Below are 20,660 nucleotides of genomic sequence, written 5' to 3'. Positions count from 1 at the left end.
TGACAGCAGGCTGTCGACGTACTGCCAGGCCAGCCGGCAGCTGCGAGAGTAGCGATCATAAGGAGGATCCACCGCCGTCTCCTGGGCAATCGCGGCGGGATCGGGCCGGCGCGCCGATGCAATGCGAGGGATCGGCTTCGGTGCTCGTAACGACGTGGCAGTCGGCCAGTTCGTCGAGGCAATTGGTCGACGTCAGGCCGGCGGGGGTCATTTTGCCGCGCCGGGCGGTGCTACAGGGGAAACCGATAACCTCCGCATGGGCGCGGAGCATCTCACGGGTATCGGCAGGCGCCTGGTCGATGTTTGGCGGCGGCGCGCGGCCATCGATCTAAACGATGCCTGTCCTCGATGTCGAAATCGTTGATCTCAAGGTCGGATCGAGCAGGAGCCGCGCGTGTGCGACGTTGTCGACGTCCGTCTACCCGCGGACATGCGGCCGATGCTCTTTCACCGTTTTGAGTGGATCTCCGGGAGTGCCGGCTCCGCAGTGCATACTGCATCCGCGGTCTCTCAACCGTGAATTGGACGACGGATTCTGCGACGGCCGCCGATGCCCGCCGTGCATGGAACCGACGCTGCACGCGTTTCGTCAGCTGAAAGTGCGAAACGCCGTCGGCCAATGAGGCGTAATTTGATCGATGGCCTTGCGCACGGTATCCACGTCTTCCTTCAACGCGGTGGCCGGCCAGGCGAAAGCCCAAGGCCAACGAAGCACCCGGCATTGGGGATCCCCGCGGCCGGGAATTCGTGGGAGACCCACCCGATAGCGGAGGCGCGCATCCACACCTTCGAGCCGTCCATCAGGGTGAACTCGGCGAACTGATCGCGGCCAACCAGCTTCAGAGCGTCGTCTACGGATTCTTTTACCGCCATCAGGTTTGCGAAGACGCCCAGCACTTGCGTGATCGGCGCCTTCGGGGTGGTCGACTCGATTTGGGCGGACGTCGGGAAGAATATCTGCGGTGAAAGGCGGAACGTCTTCGGCGTTCACGTTGAATTCGTTGGCCAGCGGCAGCGAAGTGACCGCCGTGATGCGCTTGGCATCGAAGAAAACGGGAGTGCCGGAGGTCGACGTCAGCTGCGCCAAAGGCGCTCCCGCGAAGGTGGGCGCGGAAAGGAGCGACGCAACTGACAAGGCGACGGCTGCGAAAATTCTCAACATGGTCTGGTCTCCAGATCATCGTTTGCCGGGATCCGGCAAAAATCTACTTGAGTGCCGTCTCGAACAGGTTGGCCAGTCGCGCGGCGGCAAGCGCCGCGCGGGCACGGGCCACGTTTTTGGCGCTCGTCTCATACTCGCGCGTCAGAAGGACGGGATTCTTTCCCGTGCTTATCGGCGCAGCGTAGGCGTATTGCTTGGCCAGTTCCGCGCTCTCCTGAGCCCAGACGGCTGGATCGGCGATCCGTGCCTGGGCATCATTGACGCCGACGCTCGACAGTCCGTCCTTGTCGTCGGCGTCGAAGATTGCGCCATAGGGCGAGGAGGAATCGCCGAAGATTGCGTCCCAGTAGGCGTGCGGAGTCATGCTGGATCCAATCGCCGGTATCACGGATTCCGCATTGCCGCCGGCGTCTCCGTTGGGGATCTGCTGCGTGGAGCGGGCGGCGGCGTGCAGCGGCTGATGGGCGTCGCCGACGAGATGAAAGATCCACACGAGGTTATACGAGCGCAAATCGTCGGATACGCCCGAGGATGCCGGCAGCGCTGCGATCATCAGCTTGAGCTGCGTGACGAAATCCACTGGGGCCGCGGCGGGCAGGGGCGTGCCGTCGGGTGTGAAGTCGATGTCATTAAAAATGCCAGTAGGCATGTTGGTTGTGGTCAGAATAACCGATGTTCTGGCCGGTCGTCGAGCTGGTGACTGCGTCGCGTGTGTAGCCGTACTCCTTGGCCTTGATGTTGTCGGCCCAAGTCGCGGCATGGACGAAAGCGTGCATCTTCGCCGTCTTGTCGTCGGCGGCGCCGGAGGTCCATTTCGCGCAATCCTTGTTGAGCTTCAGCAAGGCGTTCGCCTTGTCGCGGACAGGATCGGAGAGGCGCTCCCACCATGCGTGGGCCGGGGATGCCGCGACGCCGAGAGCCAAGGCTAGAAAGCCGATAGAAATCGCGTGACGCATATGTGGGTCTCCGCTCGTTATTGCCTGAGTTGCGCCGATTCAATCTATTTTATCAGAGCTCTATGACGGCCGATGGATGGGAGACATGGAGAGGAACGCTTCGCAAGGTGCACGTCGGCCAGGACAAAGAGGCGCCTCCCCTCGTGCTGAGATGGGCGATGTCAATCGGATCATGCACAGCGTTTTCGCGCGTGCCACACATCAAGTTCGAGACGACGCGCCAACTCGCGCTGCTGCGTCTCGAAACGGCAGACTTCGAACTAGCGTACCCGAGAGAAGCATCCACACCAATATCAAGTCTTACTTTCCGCGCTGCGATTGAGTTCACGATTGGTGCGATCTTGACCCGACGAACCGCAAGAAGCTGCAATCTCGTCTGGGTCTTGCCACTGATCGTCTTGCCATCGATCTTAAAGCTGTAGCGCCATTCGCCTGGCAAGGCTTCTCGAATGTTGAATTGCACGCGTCTGTGTTACATAAGTTCTTCCAGCCCCCATCACACACGTTGTCCCCTGTCCGACACCGCGTCAGCCGAGTGCAGATTGATCTACGATTCCTCAATCATGAGAACGTTGACTTAGCATCGACGGGAACCGCCGATCCTAGCGGATCGGCGGCCAAGTCAAGGGAGGAAACGCCCGTGAGGGCAGCGGTAGCGAGACTGCCGCATGGCACCGCCAGTCTCTTGGCGGATCTCGAGTAAACATTTGCGACGAGGCTAGATGATAATCCGCCGACTCATCGAATCGAGGTAATGCGAAAAGGGCCACATATCGTTGGCTTCAAGTAAATCAATTGAGACTGCACTATAAGAAAAAGTTGGGTACGCGTCGTACCGACTGAGCTCTTTCGTATCGCTATCGTTGCATGTTAGCTGTTTCGCATGACGTTGCGTCCAACCAGATTCGCCAAATGCGCAGCTCGCAGTTGCTTCTGCGGACCAGGTTACCAGTTCGCGATGAAGTCTCCGGTTCATGCTCCGAAACTCTCTGCCAATCGCAAGAAGTTCATAAGCAGCACGTGACCGTGCTCAGTAAGTACCGACTCGGGGTGGAACTGTACGCCATAGGTCGACTGATGCCGATGTGCCAAAGCCACGATCTCTCCCTCATCCGAACGGGCTGTCACCATGAGATCCGGTGCGTCTGGTAGATCGAGTTCGACCGCCAGAGAATGGTAGCGCCCGACACAAAGTGGAGACGGCAGTTCCTTGAATACCCCACGACGGTCGTGCGTTATGTATGAGGCCCGCCCGTGCATGGGACGACGTGCACGCACCACGCGTCCGCCGAAAACGCTTCCAATACATTGGTGACCCAGACAGATGCCAAGCATTGGGACCCGCCCCGAAAGTTCGTGGACAACCGCGGTGGATATACCAGCCTCCATTGGCGTGCAGGGTCCGGGCGATATGACGATTGCACGCGGCTGGAGCCAAGCGAGATCAGCCACGCTGATCGCGTCATTTCGGACCACTTGCGTCTCTGCACCAAGCTTGCGGAAATAGCGCGCCATGTTGAAAACGAAAGAATCGTAATTGTCGATGATGAAGATCAAAAAGCACCAGATTGATCGGCACCAAAGGCCTCGAACAGTCGTTTTGCCTTGGCCAGCGTCTCCTCATATTCGGACTCAGGATTCGACATCGCCGTTATTCCGTCGCCTGCATGAAACACAGCCACGTCAAACCTCGATCACGACGGTGCGGATCGCAATGTTCGTGTCCATGTGTCCATTGAATCCGATAAAGCCAATCGCCCCGCAATAGACCTCTCGCGCCACTTTCTCGATATCCGCAATGATCTCCATTGCTCGCACCTTTGGGACGCCAGTGACGGAGCCGCCGGGAAAGCAAGCGCGAAGCAGACTGATAGCATCTTGGTCACTGGCAAGCGCGCCCCTGACCACGGACACGAGATGGCGGACTGAGGCATAGGTTTCGAAGTTGCATAGTGCTGAAACCTCGACCGAATCGTCTGTGCAAACGCGTGACAGATCGTTGCGCGGCAGGTCGACGGATCATAATGTTCTCAGCGCGATCCTTCTCTGACGCGAGAAGGAGCTCGGTACAGTGCAGATCTTCGGCGGAATCAGCGGAGCGCGCGATTGTACCCTTGATCGGTCGTGTTTCGACTAGCCGTCCGTCAAGTCTCAGAAATCGCTCAGGAGAGCTCGATGCGATCGTCAGCGTGAGCGCGCAACATTTCAGTTGACAACAAGTCGGCGCGACTCCGTCCGGGCCATTCTCCAAATCAGAGTATGAACGACCACGCATGCCAAGATAATTTGACTTGTGAGCCGTCGCGCAGCTCTGAAACCAATCAGTTCCATGCGTGTCATCTTGATCCGTCGCTAATGTTTTGGTCGATCGCTGCGAGAGCCACACGCCGCTATGTAACCTGATGCAACAGCCGTGAATATGCGCAGCAGGGCACATGATCGATGATGTACGTGTTCGTGGCTGCTCTGAGCTCGAGCTGGCAATGCGTCTTCGGGGTAGAAAAGTTCAATCTGCGTCGGTGATGAACTCGTCGCTACCATCGGTCTGAGTGCATCCCCTTGGCTACGAGTAAAGTCGATTGGGGACAAGAGTCGTATGCCTCGGTCCTTCACATGCTCTGATGGCTACGCAATGCTGACCTTCTACAGGACGATTGCGCCCACTGTTTGTAACAACGATCGCAGCTGGGCGCGAGGAACGTCTTAAAGTCAAGTCTCGCAATGGATCACTTCGTTTCTTGAAGCCGGTAAATCCATCGGGATAGCATCGACCGGTATGCTGGATCGGTAGAGCTGCAACCACGCGCTGGTTAGGCTCGCATTGACGGCTTGTTTCGGTCGTGGCGACTTTGTCAAAACGAGGCGTGTCCAACATGATGATCCTTACTCTGTTACGCTATCAAATGTGGTAGCTGCCCAGGAGACGTCACCAGTGATTTAGTTCGCGTACCAAGGGAGCCGATCAAACCGTCTGCAGTATTACAGAACCCCTTGTTCGCTCCGACGTCGTCAATGCGTCGGTCCCGCCCACTCAACTTATGCGCGGTCGGCGCAGCGGGTGAAGGAAATGAAGAATGAAATGCAAAAGAGGCGAGTGGCTCACCAAGTAGGCGATCGGCGGACCGGAGATTTCGGAACGCCGCATACATGATCAATCAGAGCAGCCCGTACTTCGATGCAACCCGCGTGGCTAGCCTCGTGGCCGCTCAAGGACGATGGCGCCGCCTTGTTTTGGTGAAGGGCCGTTCGAAAATAATCCATTTCTGGTGAACGCTAATGAAACGCGGGCGCAAACGAAGGTTTATTGAGGCGAGCGTCCGCCATGCGAAGGTGCGTCGGTCAAGAAAGAACGTTTGATCGCCAGCTTCCAGACTGATTGGATATTCGATCAAAGCGAACGGTCGGCGTTAGATTTGGAGGGCTTATGCGAATCTGCGGTATCAAGCTCACGCATGACGGAGCGATTGCTCTTGTCGAGGATGAGCGGCTCGTCTTTTGTGTTGAACAGGAGAAGCGGGGCAACAACCCGCGGTACCAAAGCATCGACAATCTCAATGACATTGTCGTCGCTTTGGCGGAGCATGGTTTGGATACGCGGGACGTTGACCAGTTTGTTATCGACGGCTGGGTCGGGGAGGTAGAATCGCGGTTCAACGTCGTCAGTGGTGCGGCGCCTCTCATCCTCAAAGGGGGGCCGTATCTTGAACGCCATGCCGAGGGTCTGCTTACTTCGCGCAACGGCTTTGGCCTGAAGCTCGACGGGAGGGCCTTCCCTTATAGAAGCTATCCGCACGTCACAGGCCATGTAGCCTCTGCATACTGCACTAGCCCATTTGCCAAGGCTGGAGAACCCGCCTTCTGCTTGGTGTGGGACGGCGGCATGTTTCCGCGCCTCTACTATGTGGAACGCAAAGGGGCCCGGTTCATCGAATGCTTATTTCCAATAATTGGATGCGCCTATGTTGCGATGGGTCATCATTTCGGACCCTATAGGAGAGCGAACCGTCGCGGCTGGGGGGACCGATCTATTGCCGGTAAGTTGATGGCCTACATCGCGCGCGGGTCTGTTGATGAAGACATCGTGGCGGCATTTCGGGAGCTTTACGAGGATCGCTTTGCGGCCGATGCTCTCTCTCTTAGATACTGTGGGGACGATAACAGTATGGATGCCGCGCTCGCGGCACTACATGACATTCTCGATGGTAGCGAGCTCCGGTTGGCGGCCAAGTCACCCGAAGATGTGCTTGCGTCCTTTCATTGCTTCCTTGAGCGTCTGCTTGTCCGCGAAGTGACGAATGTCTTGCAGCGGCATTCGTATCTACCAGGAGCGCGACATTTGTGCGTAGCGGGCGGGTGCGGTCTGAACATCAAATGGAACAGTGCGCTACGTGCCTCAGGTCAATTCGATGCTGTCTGGGTGCCACCGTTTCCGAATGACAGCGGCTCGGCAATCGGTGCTGCCTGCTCCGCAGTGGCGGCAGACAAAGGCTTCGTTCCGTTGGAGTGGTCAGTTTATAGCGGTCCGGCCCTGCAGTGCAGCGAGGTTCCGTCTGGTTGGGATTCGGCGTCGTGCAGCATGCGTGAGCTTGCGGCCATCCTGGCGCGCAACAAGCCCGTTGTTTTCCTTGCTGACCGTGCCGAGCTTGGGCCACGAGCACTAGGTAGCAGGAGCATTCTCGCAGCCGCGACATCTGCGGGAATGAAGGATCATCTCAACGAGATCAAGCTTCGCGAACATTTCCGACCAGTGGCACCGATATGCCTAGAGGATCGAGCACCGGATATTTTCAGCCCAGGAACGCCGGATCCTTACATGCTTTTTGATCACCAAACGCGGCCGGAATGGCTGGACAAAGTTCCCGCAGTTGTGCATCTTGACGGGTCTGCACGATTGCAAACAATTTCCAGAACGTCCCAGCACAACGTCGCCAAACTCCTCGTCGAGTGTGAAAGACTCACCGGAATTCCGTTGCTTTGCAATACGAGTGCCAACCACCATGGACGTGGGTTCTTTCCGGATGCTGCGGCGGCCTGCCAGTGGGGGCGCGTTGAGCACATATGGTGCGAGGGCTTGCTATGGACAAAAACGCCATAAGTGAATGCGATCGCGGCCTGACGCGGGCAGGATCCGCTCGGTGCTTCAGTGCTGTGCTAGCGGCGTGCTGCTCACCTGGCATTAATGCTCATCGACTTAGCCCTGCAGTTTGAACTGAACCACAGTTCGCCGCACGCGAGAACCCGCTCGTGGTCGGGGAAGCATTGCGCGCTCTCGATCAAGATGGACGGTGACCGTCGTTTTGCACCGTTGACGTCGGATTTGAGCGACGCTGATCTGAGACGGGCAAACTGGACCATTTTTGGCTAGAGCTTTCGTTGCCGAAATCCCATTGGCTGGGAGGAGGCAAGACGATGACGGTCTCGAAGTGTTCGGACGCCCAGAATGCGATCATCCTGGAGCAGCGATGGCGTTGCGGTTGCGGAGATCTGCTGCAAGGCCAGGATCAGCCCGGCGACCGATTTTAATTGGAGAAAGAACGACCGTTGAAACAGCTCGAGAAGGAGAACGGCAAACTGAAGAAGGCTAGCGGTAGAGCTGTCGCCGACAAGGAGATGCCGCAGGACGAGATCCCGAAATCTATGAAGCCTCGCAGGAAGCGCGAGCAGGTCGACGAGATCCGCAGCGATGGCAGGTCTCTGTGACGCTCTCAAGTCTGGCCAAATAACCTACCATTGCATGCCTGTCGCTTCGACCAGGCTGCTCTTGAACAGAAGACCAAGTAGATCTGTCATCCTCGCGTTCAGTACGGCTATCGCCACGTTCACATCCTGGTGCTAGAAGGGCACGCCACGGTCAGAAAGACGCGGCGCTCTAGGACCCACTTTTCTTGGATCGTGTGTCGTGATTCAAGATATGGATGATACCCGAAGCAAGAGAAGTCCACCTTTCGAGGAAAGATCGCAAGGTGCTTGAGGCGTGCTGTCGCTCACCGATGAAGTTGCAGCGCGATTTGAAGTGGGCGCGGATCGTTCTGTTGGCAGCGGATGGGCGCAGCAGCGCAGCAGGGTACGCATCCGACAGGGGCCGTCTTGCGTGACGGGTGGTAATTCGCGAAGCGTGTGACCTTAAGTCTAGCTTTAAGGTCATCAGGCGATGCGGGTCGAGGTTTTGGGCGGGCTGGAGCGGCGGCGGCGCTGGTCGCAGGACGACAAGGCACGGATTGTCGAGGAGACGTTGGCGCCGGGCGCGAAGGTGACTGAGGTTGCGCGTCGCAACGGAGTAGCGGCCAGCCTGGTGTTTACCTGGCGTCGACAAGCACGGACATCGGAACAAATTGTACCATCTTTTACGCCGGTGCAGATCGCCGCCGTAGCGGCATCGGCTGAGGAAACTCCGAAGCTTTTGCCTACGGTTGATGGCCGAGTTCGCTCCGTGGCAGCCGCGCGTACTGGATTGATAGAGATCGATCTCGGCAACCGACGGTGCATCCGGGTGGATGCGCACGTCGATCCGGAGGCGCTGGCGCGGGTCCTCGATGTGCTTGGACGCCGATGATTGCGATACCGGGGAATGTGCGAGTGTGGCTCGCGACAGGCTACACGGATATGCGCAGAGGCTTTCCGTCGCTGGCACTCCAAGTGCAGGAGGTGCTGCACAAAGACCCGCTCAGCGGTCATCTGTTCGTCTTCCGCGGTCGCCGCAGCGATCTTGTGAAGGCGATCTGGCACGATGGCCAGGGAGCCTGCTTGTTCACAAAAAGACTCGAGAGAGGAAAGTTCATCTGGCCATCGGTTGCCGGTGAATCGGTAACGATCTCGCCGGCGCAGTTGAGCTATCTGCTGTCCGGGATCGATTGGCGTAACCCTCAAGAAACCCATCGGCCGACGCGGGTCGGATAGCCGCTTTTACGGTTTGAATCTGCTATGTGATCTGATTCAATGGCTTCATGATATCGAAGCCGGACGATCTTCCATCGGACCTTGCGAGTGCCCTGGCGGCGCTGCAGGCCGAGCGTGAGGCGCGGCTGCGAGCCGAGGCGGTGGCTGCCAGTGCACAGGCGGAGCTGTCGGACAACGAGGCGCTGATCGCGCATCTCGAGCTGCGGATCGAGAAGCTCAAACGCGAACTGTACGGGCAGCGCTCCGAGCGCTCGGCACGGCTGCTCGAGCAGCTGGAGTTGGAGCTCGAAGAACTCGTCACCACAGCGAGCGAGGATGAGCTTGCCGCGCAGGCCGCAGCGGCGAAGACGCAGAACGTCCGCCCCTTCATGCGCAAGCGGCCGGTTCGCCAGCCATGGCCGGACGACATCGAACACGAGCGCGTCGTCATTGAGGCTCCAACGAGCTGCGCCTGCTGCGGTGGATCTCGGCTGGCGAAGGTCGGAGAGGATGTCACCAAGACGCTGGAGGAGATCCCGCGTCGCTTCAAGGTGATCGAGACGGTACGCGAGAAGTTCACCTGCCGCGATTGCGAGAAGATCAGCCAGCCGCCGGCACCGTTCCATGCCACGCCGCGCGGCTTCATCGGTCCGCAATTGCTGGCGACGATCCTGTTCGACAAGTTCGGCATGCATATCCCGCTCAATCGCCAGAGTGTGCGCTTCAAGGCCGAGCGGATGGACCTGCCGTTGTCGACGCTGGCCGACCAGGTCGGCCACGGAACCTTCGCTGTCATGCCGCTGTTCCAGCTGATTGAGCGTCATGTGCTCGCGGCCGAGCGCCTTCATGGCGACGACACCACCATCCGCATCCTGGCGAAGGGCAAGTGCACGACCGGCCGGATCTGGACCTATGTGCGGGATGACCGGCCGTTCGCCGGGCCTGCGCCGCCGGCGGCGGTCTATTATGCCTCGGGCGACCGACGGGGCGAACATCCCCAGAAGCATCTGGCCGCCTTCGCCGGCATCCTGCAGGCGGATTGCTATGGCGGCTTCGAGCCGTTGTTCGACCCAAAAAGGAAAGCGATGCCGATCACGCCGGCATTTTGCCTGGCCCATGCGCGGCGAGCCTTCTTCGAGCTGGCCGACATCGAGAAAACCGCACGGGAAGGCCGCAAGGGCAAACCGGTCTCCCCGATCGCGCTGGAGGCGGTTAGGCGTCTTGACGCCCTGTTCGAGATCGAGCGCGCCATCAACGGCCGTAGTGCCGACGAGCGGCGCGCCGTGCGCCAGGAGCGGAGCAAGCCGCTGCTCGACGACAAGCACGCCTGGCTGCTGCGCGAGCGAGAAACCCTCTCGCGCTCCGCCGAGGTCCTAAAGCCCATGAACTACATGCTCAGGCGCTGGGACGACTTCGCCCGCTTCCTCGACGATGGCAGGATCTGCTTGACCAACAATTGCGCTGAGCGTGCATTGAGAGGCATTGCCTTGGGAAGGCGCAACTGGACCTTCGCTGGTAGCCAGCGTGGCGCCGACCGTGCCGCTATCATGCTGACGATGATCACGACCTGTCGCCTCAACGACGTCGATCCCAAGGCCTGGCTCGCCGACGTCCTCGCCCGGATCGCCGATCTTCCCACGTCGCGGCTGCACGAACTGCTGCCCTGGGAATGGAAGCTCCTGCGCCAAGCCGATAAGCCTGCCGGTCAGCAGGCCGCCTGACCTTCACCCAACCGATCATAGAGCTCACTGTGCCCGCGCGCGTGCGTCAATCAGGCGGTCCTCGTCGTATGCGTAGTGCGCCAGTGAAACTGGCGAAGGATAGTCGATGAAAGTTCGATACAGAAAAGGAGTAGCGACCCACCCTGACCCCGAGTCATGCGGAGGCGTCCGTGAGGGCGACTTCGAAGCGTTGACAGGGGAAACCGCAGGCCAGCCATTGAGCCGCGAAATCGAAAGTCTGGAGCGCCGACGCAGTTATGCAATGCGGAAGGCAACACGTTGGACGGCGTTTATCGCAAGCCACCCAACGGCTCCACGCGGTCGGAGACCCTGAGCATGCGGGGAAATCCTTCGCACAGGAACTGGGAGATCTCGTCGTCGCCCGAGGGGGAACAACCTTCGGGCAGGCTGGGGAAGGCTGAATGCCGTAAGCCCAGCACCACCGTCGACGAGAAGTCGGATGTCTGCACAGTACCAATGAACGATCTGAACAAGAGCGACGGGTCCACACCGATGCTCGCGGAAGGTCCGGAGGGAAGGCGGGCAGCCAAGGGCAATAGCAAACATCCTCCTGTGCCCCGGACACAGAGCCGGACCAGCGCGTCGACGAGGTTGGATGTTATACGTGAACTGGCAAGACGGAATAGGAAGACACGGTTCACAGCGCTGATGCACCATGTGACGCGCGAACTGCTAACGGAAAGCTTCAGGCGACTGAGGCATTCCGCTGCATCCGGCGTCGACGGAGTGACATGGCGTGCCTACGAGGAAGGACTCGACGAGCGAATCGAAGTGCTTTGGGACGCGGTCCAGTCAGGTCGCTATCGGGCACTCCCGTCTCGCCGAGTGAATATCCCCAAGATAAATGGCAAACTGAGAGCGCTCGGAATCGCAGCGTTGGAAGATAAAATCGTCCAGCACGCGGTGACGACGGTCTTGAATGCGATTTACGAGGTGGACTTTCTCGGCTTTTCCTATGGATTCCGGGAGGGGCGGAACCAGCACCAAGCGCTGGACGCACTGTGGATCGGCGTTCATCAGAAAAGAGTGAACTGGGTGCTCGACGCTGACATCCGTTCGTTCTTCGATACGATCGATCACGAGTGGATGATGCAGTTCCTCGAGCACAGGATTGCAGACCGCCGGCTCTTACGACTGATACGCAAGTGGTTAACCGCTGGCGTTGTCGAAGGTGGATTGAAGTCCGTAGCGCGAGTAGGTACTCCGCAAGGAGCAGTGATCTCACCGCTTCTTGCTAATATTTACTTGCACTACGTCTTCGACCTCTGGACTCATCAGTGGCGAAGTAAGTCGGCAAAAGGGGATGTCATCGTCGTCCGCTATGCGGACGACAGTGTCATGGGCTTCGAAACAAAGTCCGAGGCCCTGCACTTTCTCGACGCACTGCGTGAGCGGATGGCGAAGTTCGGTCTGTCGCTGAATGAGGAGAAGACGCGGGTATTGGAATTTGGACGGTACGCGGCCGAGCGCCGCGCACGCCGGGGGCAACGCCGCCCGGAAACGTTCGACTTCCTCGGGTTCACGCACATCTGCGCGGTGACCCGGATAAACCCGCACTTCACAATCCGGCGCGTGACCATCGCCTCTCGCTTGCGGGCGACGCTGAGTGCGATACGACACGACCTGATGAAACGTCGCCATGCGCCTATCGGTGAGACCGGCGTTTGGCTCCGTCGCGTGATGCAGGGATACCTGAACTACCACGCGATCCCGGGGAACCTGAAGCGGCTCGGCATGTTCCGCGCCGAGGTCTGCCGGGCCTGGCTGCGCTCGCTTCGTCGACGCAGCCAGCGCTCTCGCATGACCTGGGAAAGGTTCCGACGATTCATTGGGCGATACATCCCGAAAGTCCGCGCATGTCATCCGCATCCCAACCCAAGGTATACGTCATGACCCAAGGCAGGAGCCGTATGCGGTAGTTCCGCACGTACGGATCTGGGCGGGGGGCACGGAGAAATCCGTGTCCCTACCGCGACCGCAGCAGGTGCGCAGCCAGGATCAGCATCAGCGCGGTCCGAAGGTCTATGCGTTGCATGCTCCGGAGGTTGAGTGCATCGGCAAGGGTAAAGCCCGCGCGCCCTACGAGTTAGGCTGCAAGGTCAGCATAGCCACCCCTGTGACGTCTCCGAAGGGCGGCCAGTTCGTGCTCCATGCCAAGGCCCTGCATGGCAATCCCCTCGATGAGCACACGCTCGGTCCCGTAATCGCCGACATGGAGAAGCTCACCGGGGTGGAGGCTCGCCGTATCCACGTCGACAAAGGATATCGCGGTGATAACCACCCGCATCGATTCAGGGTCTGGATCTCGGGTCAGGTCCGCCGCGTCAGCGCTTCCATCCGTCGCGAGATGAAGCGTCGCGCGGCTGTCGAGCCCGTCATCGGCCACGTCAAGGCCGAGCGCCGTATGGACAGAAATTATCTCAAGGGACGCCTCGGCGACCGCATCAACGCTGTTATCGCCGCCGCCGGCTATAACTTCGGCCTGCTGCTGAGATGGCTCGTAGAGATCTTGCGTGTCATCATCCGAGCCTTCTTCGAGACCGTCCCGGCTCGAAACACCGCTTGAGCCGGGGCGCCGCCGCCAGTTCTTCACGAGCGACTCATGATGGTCGATACCTTTTCCCTCTTCTCGCCGGCGTTGGCGTCACGGTTCTACGTCCCGCAGCACTGACGTTGTGCCGGTGCAGGAAAGTGCCCGCAAGTCAGTGAGGAGTTTCGGCGACGATCAGCGTCGATCAAGGCCGCGAGTTCGGTATCGCGCGATCCTGATCTGTGGGCCAACCAGCGCAGCGTTTCGCTGGGCTTCTCACGGCCTGGCAAGCGGTCATCTCTACCGCAAGCTGCAGTTCCAAGGACGTAGCTGCGACTCCACGACGCTCTTCTGCATTTGAATGCTGACACGTGCCAAAATCCGTTTCTTCAACAGCCCAAAACAAGTCCTTCACCAGAGTAGGTAGTGTCTCGATCGTCGACAATGGTATATTACCCAATCAATAATTCGCCGCACGGGCTATGATGCAGCTCATCACCATAAAAAGGTGTGGCAATGGCAAATGTACTTAGTTCGTTCGACGTCTCATGTTCGCCTCGAGGACGCGGAGGGACGCTCCCCTGAAAGGCCACGAAGCTCGATAAGATATCCGATCACGGGAGCTGCCCACTCCGCCGTCGCGCCGTTCGAGTTGAATCAAACGATGAGGCGCACGTTGGATTTGAGCTCCGGATGACAGCGCGCCTGATCCGCGGTCATGTTCGTTACGCGCATGCAGATCGAGGTCCTGGAATGGGCAGCGCATCGTACGGTTTTAGCGCTCGGCAACCTCAGCGAGCTATCCATTGCCGAGGCTGCTCCCGTTGGCAGAGTTGCCTTTGTTCACCTCAAAACCAAGGATACCAATAATGTTCTCTCCAAAATTGACACAAACCCAGCTGCAAAAGCACGTCGCAAATGCGTTGCGCAAGATCGAGGACATGGAAGCGGCATATGAGACTATCACGATCGGACAGCTGGTTTCAATGCGGGCGAGAACGCATGGCTCAACGACTGCAATCGACGTCTTCGAGAGCGGCGAGCGCGCAACCTACTCCGAGATGGACGTATTATCTAATAAATTTGCGCATGCACTGCGTGCGTTTGGTGTACGCAAGCGCGATCGCATTGGGGTGATGTTGTCCAACTGCATCGAATTTCCCATCTTTTGGTTCGCGCTTGCGAAGCTCGGTGCGGTGATGGTTCCGATCAACATGCGCTACACGCCGAGGGAGATCAAATACGTTCTCAGTGATACACAGGCCAAGTTCGCCGTTCTGGAAGGGGCCGCGTGGCCAGTATTCTCGGCGATGGAGTCTTGGCCGGAGGACCTCGTCAAGGAGCGAGTAATTCTGATTAGACAGCCTTCCCGTGAGACAGCCAATACTTTCGATAAATTGCTCAAGGGCGCCAGCGAATCTCCGTTAGAGGAGGATATCCGCCCCGATGACTTGTTGAACATTCAATACACATCGGGGACAACCGGCTTTCCGAAGGGCTGCATGTTGACGCACGATTATTGGGGCGTGAGTTCGTACCAGGGAGTGTGCTGGGACGAGCAGCCGTACCGGAGGTATTTATCTGCCAAGCCCTTCTTTTATGGCGATCCGCAAGGGGATCTTCTGAGGTCGTATCGACAGGGTGGCACGCTCTTCTTGGCTCCGCAGCTCAGCACGACGCGCTTCATCGGTTGGGTCAAGCAGTACCGCATCAACTGGTGCCAAGTTACCGAGCTGATAGCTCGCCAAGCCGAAGCCGTGGACGAAGACGGGGCGACGTGCCTGAAGCAAACCCTGAATTGGGGCTCGAGTCCTGAGACGATACGCCAATTTCGCAAGCGATTTCGGGTGCGTACCCAGGATGCTTACGGGATGACGGAAATCGGCTTCGGTACACTAACGACGAAGGAGCTCGATGAAGTTGTCGACTTAGGCTCCGTTGGGATACGCGCGCCTTTTCGAGCGCTGCGGCTGGTGGCAGAGGACGGTAGCGCGACGTCGATCGGTGACGTCGGTGAGCTGTGGGTGAGGGGGCGGGGGATTCTCAAGGGCTATTGGAACAAGCCGGAAGCAAATGGCGCTTCGTTTGAAGGCGAATGGTTCAAGACGGGTGATTTGATGCGTCGCGACGAACTCGGCTTTCATTGGCTGGTGGGACGCACGAAGGACATGATCCGTCGTTCAGGCGAGAACATCGCTGCGCGGGAGGTGGAGGCTGTCATTCGCGAGATTCCTGAGATTGCGGACGTGGCTGCTGTGCCCGTTTGCGATGTGAAGCGCGGAGAGGAGGTCAAGATTTACGTCGAACTGAGGGAAGGTGTCACGCCAGACAGTCTGGCCGTGCAGCGCATTCTCGAACATTCTCGTGCGCAACTTGCCGCCTTCAAGGTGCCGCGGTACATCGCCTTCACCTCGGCGCTTCCTAGAGCGACCTCGAGCAATAAAGTGCTTAAACGTGAGCTGATGGCCGTAAGCGATCCGCTCGTCGGCGCTTACGACGCCAAGGAAGAACGCTGGCGCTGAAGTTGAAACTTTACGCCACAGTTCGCGCGCACACAGTGCCGTTCAATACTTCAATCGGTCAAAAAACAATGACGACCTCGGGCTTGAAACGCGCTCATACTTGATGACGCGCGGAGCGTGGCTCAAGATTGGGTTGGTCGACAAAATTTCATTGCTGCCACCCTGACGGAAAGAGAGTGCTTCTCTCTTATGGTTAGCGCATGACTGCAGCGGTGCAACAAAAGCATATGCCGAGGAGCGTCTGAGATCCGAGCCCTGATGGAGTTGACGCCAGAATCGAGGCCCTACTCAGGCTGTCTATGTCTGAGGGCTTCGAGCGAGTTGGTATTCCGTCGGTGCCCGCAAGAATCGTGGTTGTCCAACGGACAGACGCGCCTCGCTGTAGCGCTCTGACCGGATTGTCATTGCGGCTTTCATCGTCCGGGAGATCGTTGCCGGGTGACGTCGTCAACTCGCCTCGATCAGCTCGCTTGCGTGATTTAGCTCGAAACAAATCCTGACACTGCTTACCGAGAGCGGCGTGCTCGAAGCTTGCCCGCGCCTGAGAGGATCAGCGCAAATTGCAGACGTTCTCCCCGTCGTCCGTCGCAGAATCTCACACTTGTTCGCAGCGCTCACATCTAAAGCACCATTTGTCATGCCGAGCTCCTCTCGGGAGCAACCAGTCGCCCATGCTCAGAAAGTCGCTGCGACTGCAAGAAGTTCATCAGTAGTCCTCTGAAAGAGGCGCGCGACCTGTGATTTAGGTGATGTTTTGAGCCCGCACGGCTGTGGCGAACGCCCGGGTGATGGCACACAAAAGTTCTGCAACCAACCGCGGGAGCAGGGCAAATTTGTAGTCGGCCGCGGCGAGGACCGCTTGATGCGGTCGACGAAGTGTATCCATTGCCGTAGTTTTGCGGGTCCATATGCGGTGCTCAGCCTTGACTTGGCGGATGACAGGCTCGACAGCCACACGACGCTTGATCTCGCGCCGTATGGAAGGCATGATGCGGCAAACCTTCGCAGAGTACGACGTTACGGTACGCCAGGCATTATCGGCAAGACCGGCTGCTCGCGCTTGAGCGCCCGAATCTAGTGTTTCTCATCGATTCTGAGCACAAGAACGCGATTCGGTGGGATAGGTGGAGGCGACGATATCGCGCACCTGCGACGAGCGGCGGATCGCTCGATGATTTGAATGTCTGGATAACGTGCGCCACATATGTGCTCATGAATGCTGAGTTTGGCAACCACGGATTTGCTTGGTAAATCATCTCCAACAGCAGAATCGCACCGCGTCGCACAGATAGCCACCGGCAGCACGATGACGGCGAGCTTGCGTCGTCAAGTACGTTTTTCTCCAGCGCACGCAGCAGTAGCGGTGCGATCTACCGGGCCGCACACTTCATTCGCCACAAGCGCTCTCGTCTGTCTAAAGAGATTTCAGGTATCATGTTATGATGAGCTTGTATTCCAGATGACTAGAGCCAAAAGACTCGTACGTCTCCAGCAAGTGTCCATAGCGCGGTGATCTTGGCTGATCTGATTGAGCTGTACGGGGCGGAAGAAATAAGGGCTTGCTCTAGGCCAAACCTCAGCCAGAGGCGGTCCAACAAGATTGATAGGCGTCTGATCGTGTGGGTCATCAATCGAAAGGATCCTGTGGCAGAGATGACTGGATCAGCGCATAAATATATTTGATCTACTTGCTTCATCCAGGCAAATACTCGCGACTCCAGGTCTCGCTTACGGCGCCTGTGGCGAGCAAAGCATCTATTTCGGCTTCTGAGTATTGCAACCACTGTAGGACTTGCCGCGTCGAGGCGCCGTATTTTTCCGCCGGGGACAACGCATAGATCTTTCCGACCGCCGAGCGGACCGCATAAGGATCAACCTGCGTAACGGCATGCCCGCTGGGATGGTCTCGAAATATTGAGAAGGAATAGCTGCCCTGCTCGACCCCTGAAGTGCCATCTGCGGGCCTCGAATTTGCCGACAGCAGGGCTGCGATGTTCTCGCAGATTGCGGCGCCGATATCGGCTGCAATAAATCTCGATAACCATTCCTTGGCGGAAACCTTTCCGATAGTCGTAACAAGGAAGGAATCTCGTTCCTCCTTCGGTACGTCAGCAAGCCTTTCAAGCCCCTCGACCCGGACAAAGCGAGCCAGGTCGTCCTCGAAGGCGCTCAACAGGAGACTGCTGCCCGAGGCCGTCTGATAGAGTCGGGTCAGTGCATCATAGCCCTTTACATCGATACCTGCCGGCTCATTGAACTCCCCACGCCGTTTAAAGTCGTAGCAGAACGGTATTTGCAAGACGCCGGAGAGGGCCGACAGCGACGTCCGGCTTCGCCCAGCACGGCCGGTCCTAGCCTTCTGGTACAGCGCGACAGCAATGCCGAGAGCCGCGCCGAACCCGCACATCACGTCGATCGTACCGATGTGCGCATGTTGCTCGGGCGTATCCTCGGAGCCCCCGCACCTCAACATGATGCCAGTTGTCGCTTGGACCAGGTCATCATAGCCGAGGTAGTCGCTACGCGGGCCGCGACGGATGCCGCCGAAGCAATCGAGCTGGCAGAAGATCGCGTCCTGATTGAGCACTTTCATGCCCTCCAGATCGAGTCCCCATTGCTTGATCTGCCGGTCAGTTGCATTCCAAACTACGACATCAACTGACTTCACCAGCCTCTCAAAGACCTTTCGGCCGCCAGATGAGCCAATGTCTACCAAAATCGAGCGCTTGCCCCGCATGTGGGTCATGCCAAGGATCACTGTGAACAAGCAGTCGTAAAAGGGGCTCGCTGGATCGATCTTGATCACCTCGGCCCCGAAACGCGCGAGATAGGACGACGAATGCGGGCCAGCGATGACGTTGCACATGTCGAGGACCCGCACGCCGTCGAGCCATCCCGCGGATGCCTTGGCCGCCCTGACCGCCTGCGGCCTAGCAGGTGTCGCCAAGAGTGCCGCGAGTGCCTGGTGGAAGGCGACCCATTTCCGTGGCTCCGCGCTCAACATCGCTTCCCCACTTTCCTCAAGCCAGACCACAGGTCCCGGCTGGGTCATCCGCCCGTATACGGGATCGTCAAGCTCAATCATTAAGCCCGCGCATTCCGCGTGATCGTCGCTGATCCATTCCTGCAGCCAGCGCTGCGGTGCACCAGGGACCCGGCCTTTCCCGAAGATACGCTCCCATTCCTTTGCGGTTCGGGTCAGAAAGATCGCCTTCATCCGTCCGGCGATCTTGTCGGCCCAATATTTTGGCACGGAATAGTCGGCAAGCGAGACGTCGGATCGCCATTCGCGGATAGGGCGGTAGGTATCGGCTTCCTCCGTCAACCCCTCGGCCACGAGCTCGTCGTATAGTCCCAAAAGCTGCAAACAGCGCCTGGCGTGATGCTTGTGGCTTGGACAGACAACATAGAACATGCGTCCATCCTTGCATTTGTAGTTGCGGCAAAATGGATTTAGGAGCTCTTGCGAGGACTCGTAGGAAAGATCCATAGGCAAGCCCGCTTCGCGCCGCCGGTCGATCTCGCGCTCGCGTCGATTCTTGTAGCGGAGCGGAAGGGCGTCAATATTGATCGAGTTGTACGCAAGGCCCTCCATAACCGCGCATGCAAGAGGTACCTCGATCTGGTCGCCGATTCCGCTGCGCTCGCGCGCCTGAAGCGCCAGCACCGTGGCCGATACGGCGAGCATCGTGCCGTAGGCCGATGCCAGAGGCAGCGGCGAAAACGACGGATTGATACCCATCAGCACGCGGCTCAGCCCCATGTCGGTGAACACGCCCGAGGTTGCCGCGATTACGGCCTCAAAGGCACGCCACTCGCGACGGAGCCTGTCGTTGGAAGCAAAGCCCGGAATGGACACGGTGATCAGGTCAGGTCGGGTCTTGCGCTGAGCCGTAAAGTCAATTCCAAGGCGGCTCAGTACCCCCGGGCGAAAATTCTCGACTACGATGTCCGCTTTCCCGATAAGCGCGTGCGCCTGCGACACCCCCTCCTCAGACTTCAAGTCGATCGAGACGATTAACTTGTTTCGATTGAGGGTCGCATTGGCCGGGCTGTCCCATAGGGGACCGGACGGCGGGTCGATATGTACGACCGTGGCGCCAAGATCGGCGAGGATCATCGCCACCGCCGGGCCAGCAATGTACTGGCCGAAATCGACGACCTTGACGCCGAAGAGAGGAAGGCTTGAACGTCGCATCGCTATTACTCTTCGATTGTCCGGGATCGGTATTGTCGGCGTCAAGTATGCCGATCGGATTCGTATAGGATGAAATCCGGCGCCCTCGAGGTCATCAGGAGGCTGTGCGCATTGGTATGCCCGCTGGAGATGCTGGGACTCGCTCTGTCTAGGTCTCCCCTGACACGCAAATCAACCGCCCTCGGGCTTTCCTCATAACCCCTCTTCGTGGTGCAGAACGGTTGTGGTGCAGACGGGCTCGAAGATGGTAGCGGCAATGGCCCGCGAACTTCGTCAGATCGGCTCTGGAACCCAAATGCCGACTGCGACACGATCCTATGGATCTGGCGTATGCTTTCCGCGGCGATCTCGCGATCCGTGTGCTCACCGGCAGATGCGGGCTGGCTCCACCGCAAACCGCCCCTGTGATTGAGATAAATGGCTCGGAAATCATCGTGACCTTCTGCGCTCGCTGAAGGCAGACAAACCGCCGGGACGTATCGGGATAGAAGTGGCGTTTGTCATATAGGGGCGTGAGACGTACAACGGATCTATGCTTGCCATTGCTGCACCTTGTCCTGTCCTGTCGGCAAATTGCGTTGTAATCTATTCGTCGAGTTGGTATTTGACGGTACATCATTAACAAGCATGAAAACCCTACTTAGTCTGGTGAGGAATATTGCATTCGCCATTCA

General features: G+C 58.4%; 12 protein-coding genes and 4 pseudogenes. 9 read left to right on the top strand and 7 right to left on the bottom strand.

All coding sequences use genetic code 11. The features are described 5' to 3' along the window. Nucleotides 1–589 precede the first annotated feature (589 nt). The 5 genes and pseudogenes from J2R76_RS19380 to J2R76_RS19360 all read right to left on the bottom strand — a co-directional run. The gene (locus tag J2R76_RS19380; RefSeq protein WP_253624605.1) at nucleotides 590–1,162 is read right to left on the bottom strand and encodes a hypothetical protein; all 573 of its coding nucleotides are present in this window, start codon (nucleotides 1,160–1,162) and stop codon (nucleotides 590–592) included. A 43-nt stretch (nucleotides 1,163–1,205) separates the two neighbouring features. Continuing rightward, nucleotides 1,206–1,811 (bottom strand): S1/P1 nuclease, encoded by a 606-nt coding sequence (locus J2R76_RS19375; RefSeq protein WP_253624604.1) that lies wholly within the window; start codon nucleotides 1,809–1,811, stop codon nucleotides 1,206–1,208. Continuing rightward, entirely contained in the window at nucleotides 1,792–2,118 is a 327-nt protein-coding gene (locus J2R76_RS19370; RefSeq protein WP_253624603.1) for a hypothetical protein, read from the bottom strand. Before J2R76_RS19370 ends, J2R76_RS19375 begins: the two co-directional genes overlap by 20 nt. A 972-nt stretch (nucleotides 2,119–3,090) precedes the next feature. Further along, nucleotides 3,091–3,675: an aminodeoxychorismate/anthranilate synthase component II gene (locus tag J2R76_RS19365; RefSeq protein WP_253624602.1), complete on the bottom strand. Its 585-nt coding sequence runs from the start codon at nucleotides 3,673–3,675 to the stop codon at nucleotides 3,091–3,093. Next, nucleotides 3,672–4,306: pseudogene (locus tag J2R76_RS19360) on the bottom strand (anthranilate synthase component I family protein); the annotation flags it as partial. The pseudogene J2R76_RS19360 and the gene J2R76_RS19365, both read right to left, overlap by 4 nt. Before the next feature lie 1,236 nt (nucleotides 4,307–5,542). Between J2R76_RS19360 and nodU the strand changes: the two are divergent. From nodU to J2R76_RS19315, 9 genes and pseudogenes are all read left to right on the top strand, one after another. Beyond that, nucleotides 5,543–7,213 (top strand): nodulation protein NodU, encoded by a 1,671-nt coding sequence (nodU, locus tag J2R76_RS19355; RefSeq protein WP_253624601.1) that lies wholly within the window; start codon nucleotides 5,543–5,545, stop codon nucleotides 7,211–7,213. A gap of 446 nt (nucleotides 7,214–7,659) precedes the next feature. Then, a complete protein-coding gene (locus J2R76_RS19350) occupies nucleotides 7,660–7,818 on the top strand; it encodes a hypothetical protein (RefSeq protein WP_253624600.1) in 159 nt (52 codons plus the stop codon). 215 nt (nucleotides 7,819–8,033) lie between these two features. Continuing rightward, a pseudogene (locus tag J2R76_RS19345) lies at nucleotides 8,034–8,174 on the top strand (IS630 family transposase); the annotation flags it as partial. Between the two features lie 95 nt (nucleotides 8,175–8,269). Then, complete coding sequence (locus J2R76_RS19340; RefSeq protein WP_253624599.1) at nucleotides 8,270–8,671, top strand: transposase; 402 nt, start codon at nucleotides 8,270–8,272, stop codon at nucleotides 8,669–8,671. Further along, the gene (gene tnpB, locus J2R76_RS19335) at nucleotides 8,668–9,015 is read left to right on the top strand and encodes an IS66 family insertion sequence element accessory protein TnpB (protein ID WP_028340773.1); all 348 of its coding nucleotides are present in this window, start codon (nucleotides 8,668–8,670) and stop codon (nucleotides 9,013–9,015) included. The genes J2R76_RS19340 and tnpB overlap by 4 nt, the downstream gene beginning before the upstream one ends. Before the next feature lie 47 nt (nucleotides 9,016–9,062). After that, nucleotides 9,063–10,715 (top strand): IS66 family transposase, encoded by a 1,653-nt coding sequence (locus J2R76_RS19330; protein WP_253624598.1) that lies wholly within the window; start codon nucleotides 9,063–9,065, stop codon nucleotides 10,713–10,715. A 669-nt stretch (nucleotides 10,716–11,384) separates the two neighbouring features. Further along, on the top strand, nucleotides 11,385–12,629 hold the full coding sequence (gene ltrA / locus J2R76_RS19325) for a group II intron reverse transcriptase/maturase (protein WP_256521781.1): 1,245 nt from the start codon (nucleotides 11,385–11,387) through the stop codon (nucleotides 12,627–12,629). 88 nt (nucleotides 12,630–12,717) lie between these two features. Beyond that, a pseudogene (locus J2R76_RS19320) lies at nucleotides 12,718–13,302 on the top strand (IS5/IS1182 family transposase); the annotation flags it as partial. Between the two features lie 833 nt (nucleotides 13,303–14,135). Beyond that, on the top strand, nucleotides 14,136–15,788 hold the full coding sequence (locus J2R76_RS19315; protein ID WP_253624596.1) for a class I adenylate-forming enzyme family protein: 1,653 nt from the start codon (nucleotides 14,136–14,138) through the stop codon (nucleotides 15,786–15,788). Between the two features lie 1,077 nt (nucleotides 15,789–16,865). Here the strand turns inward: J2R76_RS19315 and J2R76_RS40755 are convergent. After that, a pseudogene (locus J2R76_RS40755) lies at nucleotides 16,866–16,984 on the bottom strand (IS630 family transposase); the annotation flags it as partial. Between the two features lie 497 nt (nucleotides 16,985–17,481). After that, nucleotides 17,482–19,986, bottom strand: a complete 2,505-nt coding sequence (locus J2R76_RS19310; RefSeq protein WP_253624595.1) for a CoA transferase — start codon at nucleotides 19,984–19,986, stop codon at nucleotides 17,482–17,484. Nucleotides 19,987–20,660 lie beyond the last annotated feature (674 nt).

The organism is Bradyrhizobium sp. USDA 4532 (genome assembly GCF_024171315.1).
GTDB lineage: Bacteria > Pseudomonadota > Alphaproteobacteria > Rhizobiales > Xanthobacteraceae > Bradyrhizobium > Bradyrhizobium australafricanum.
This window is presented reverse-complemented; position numbering and strand designations above follow the sequence as displayed.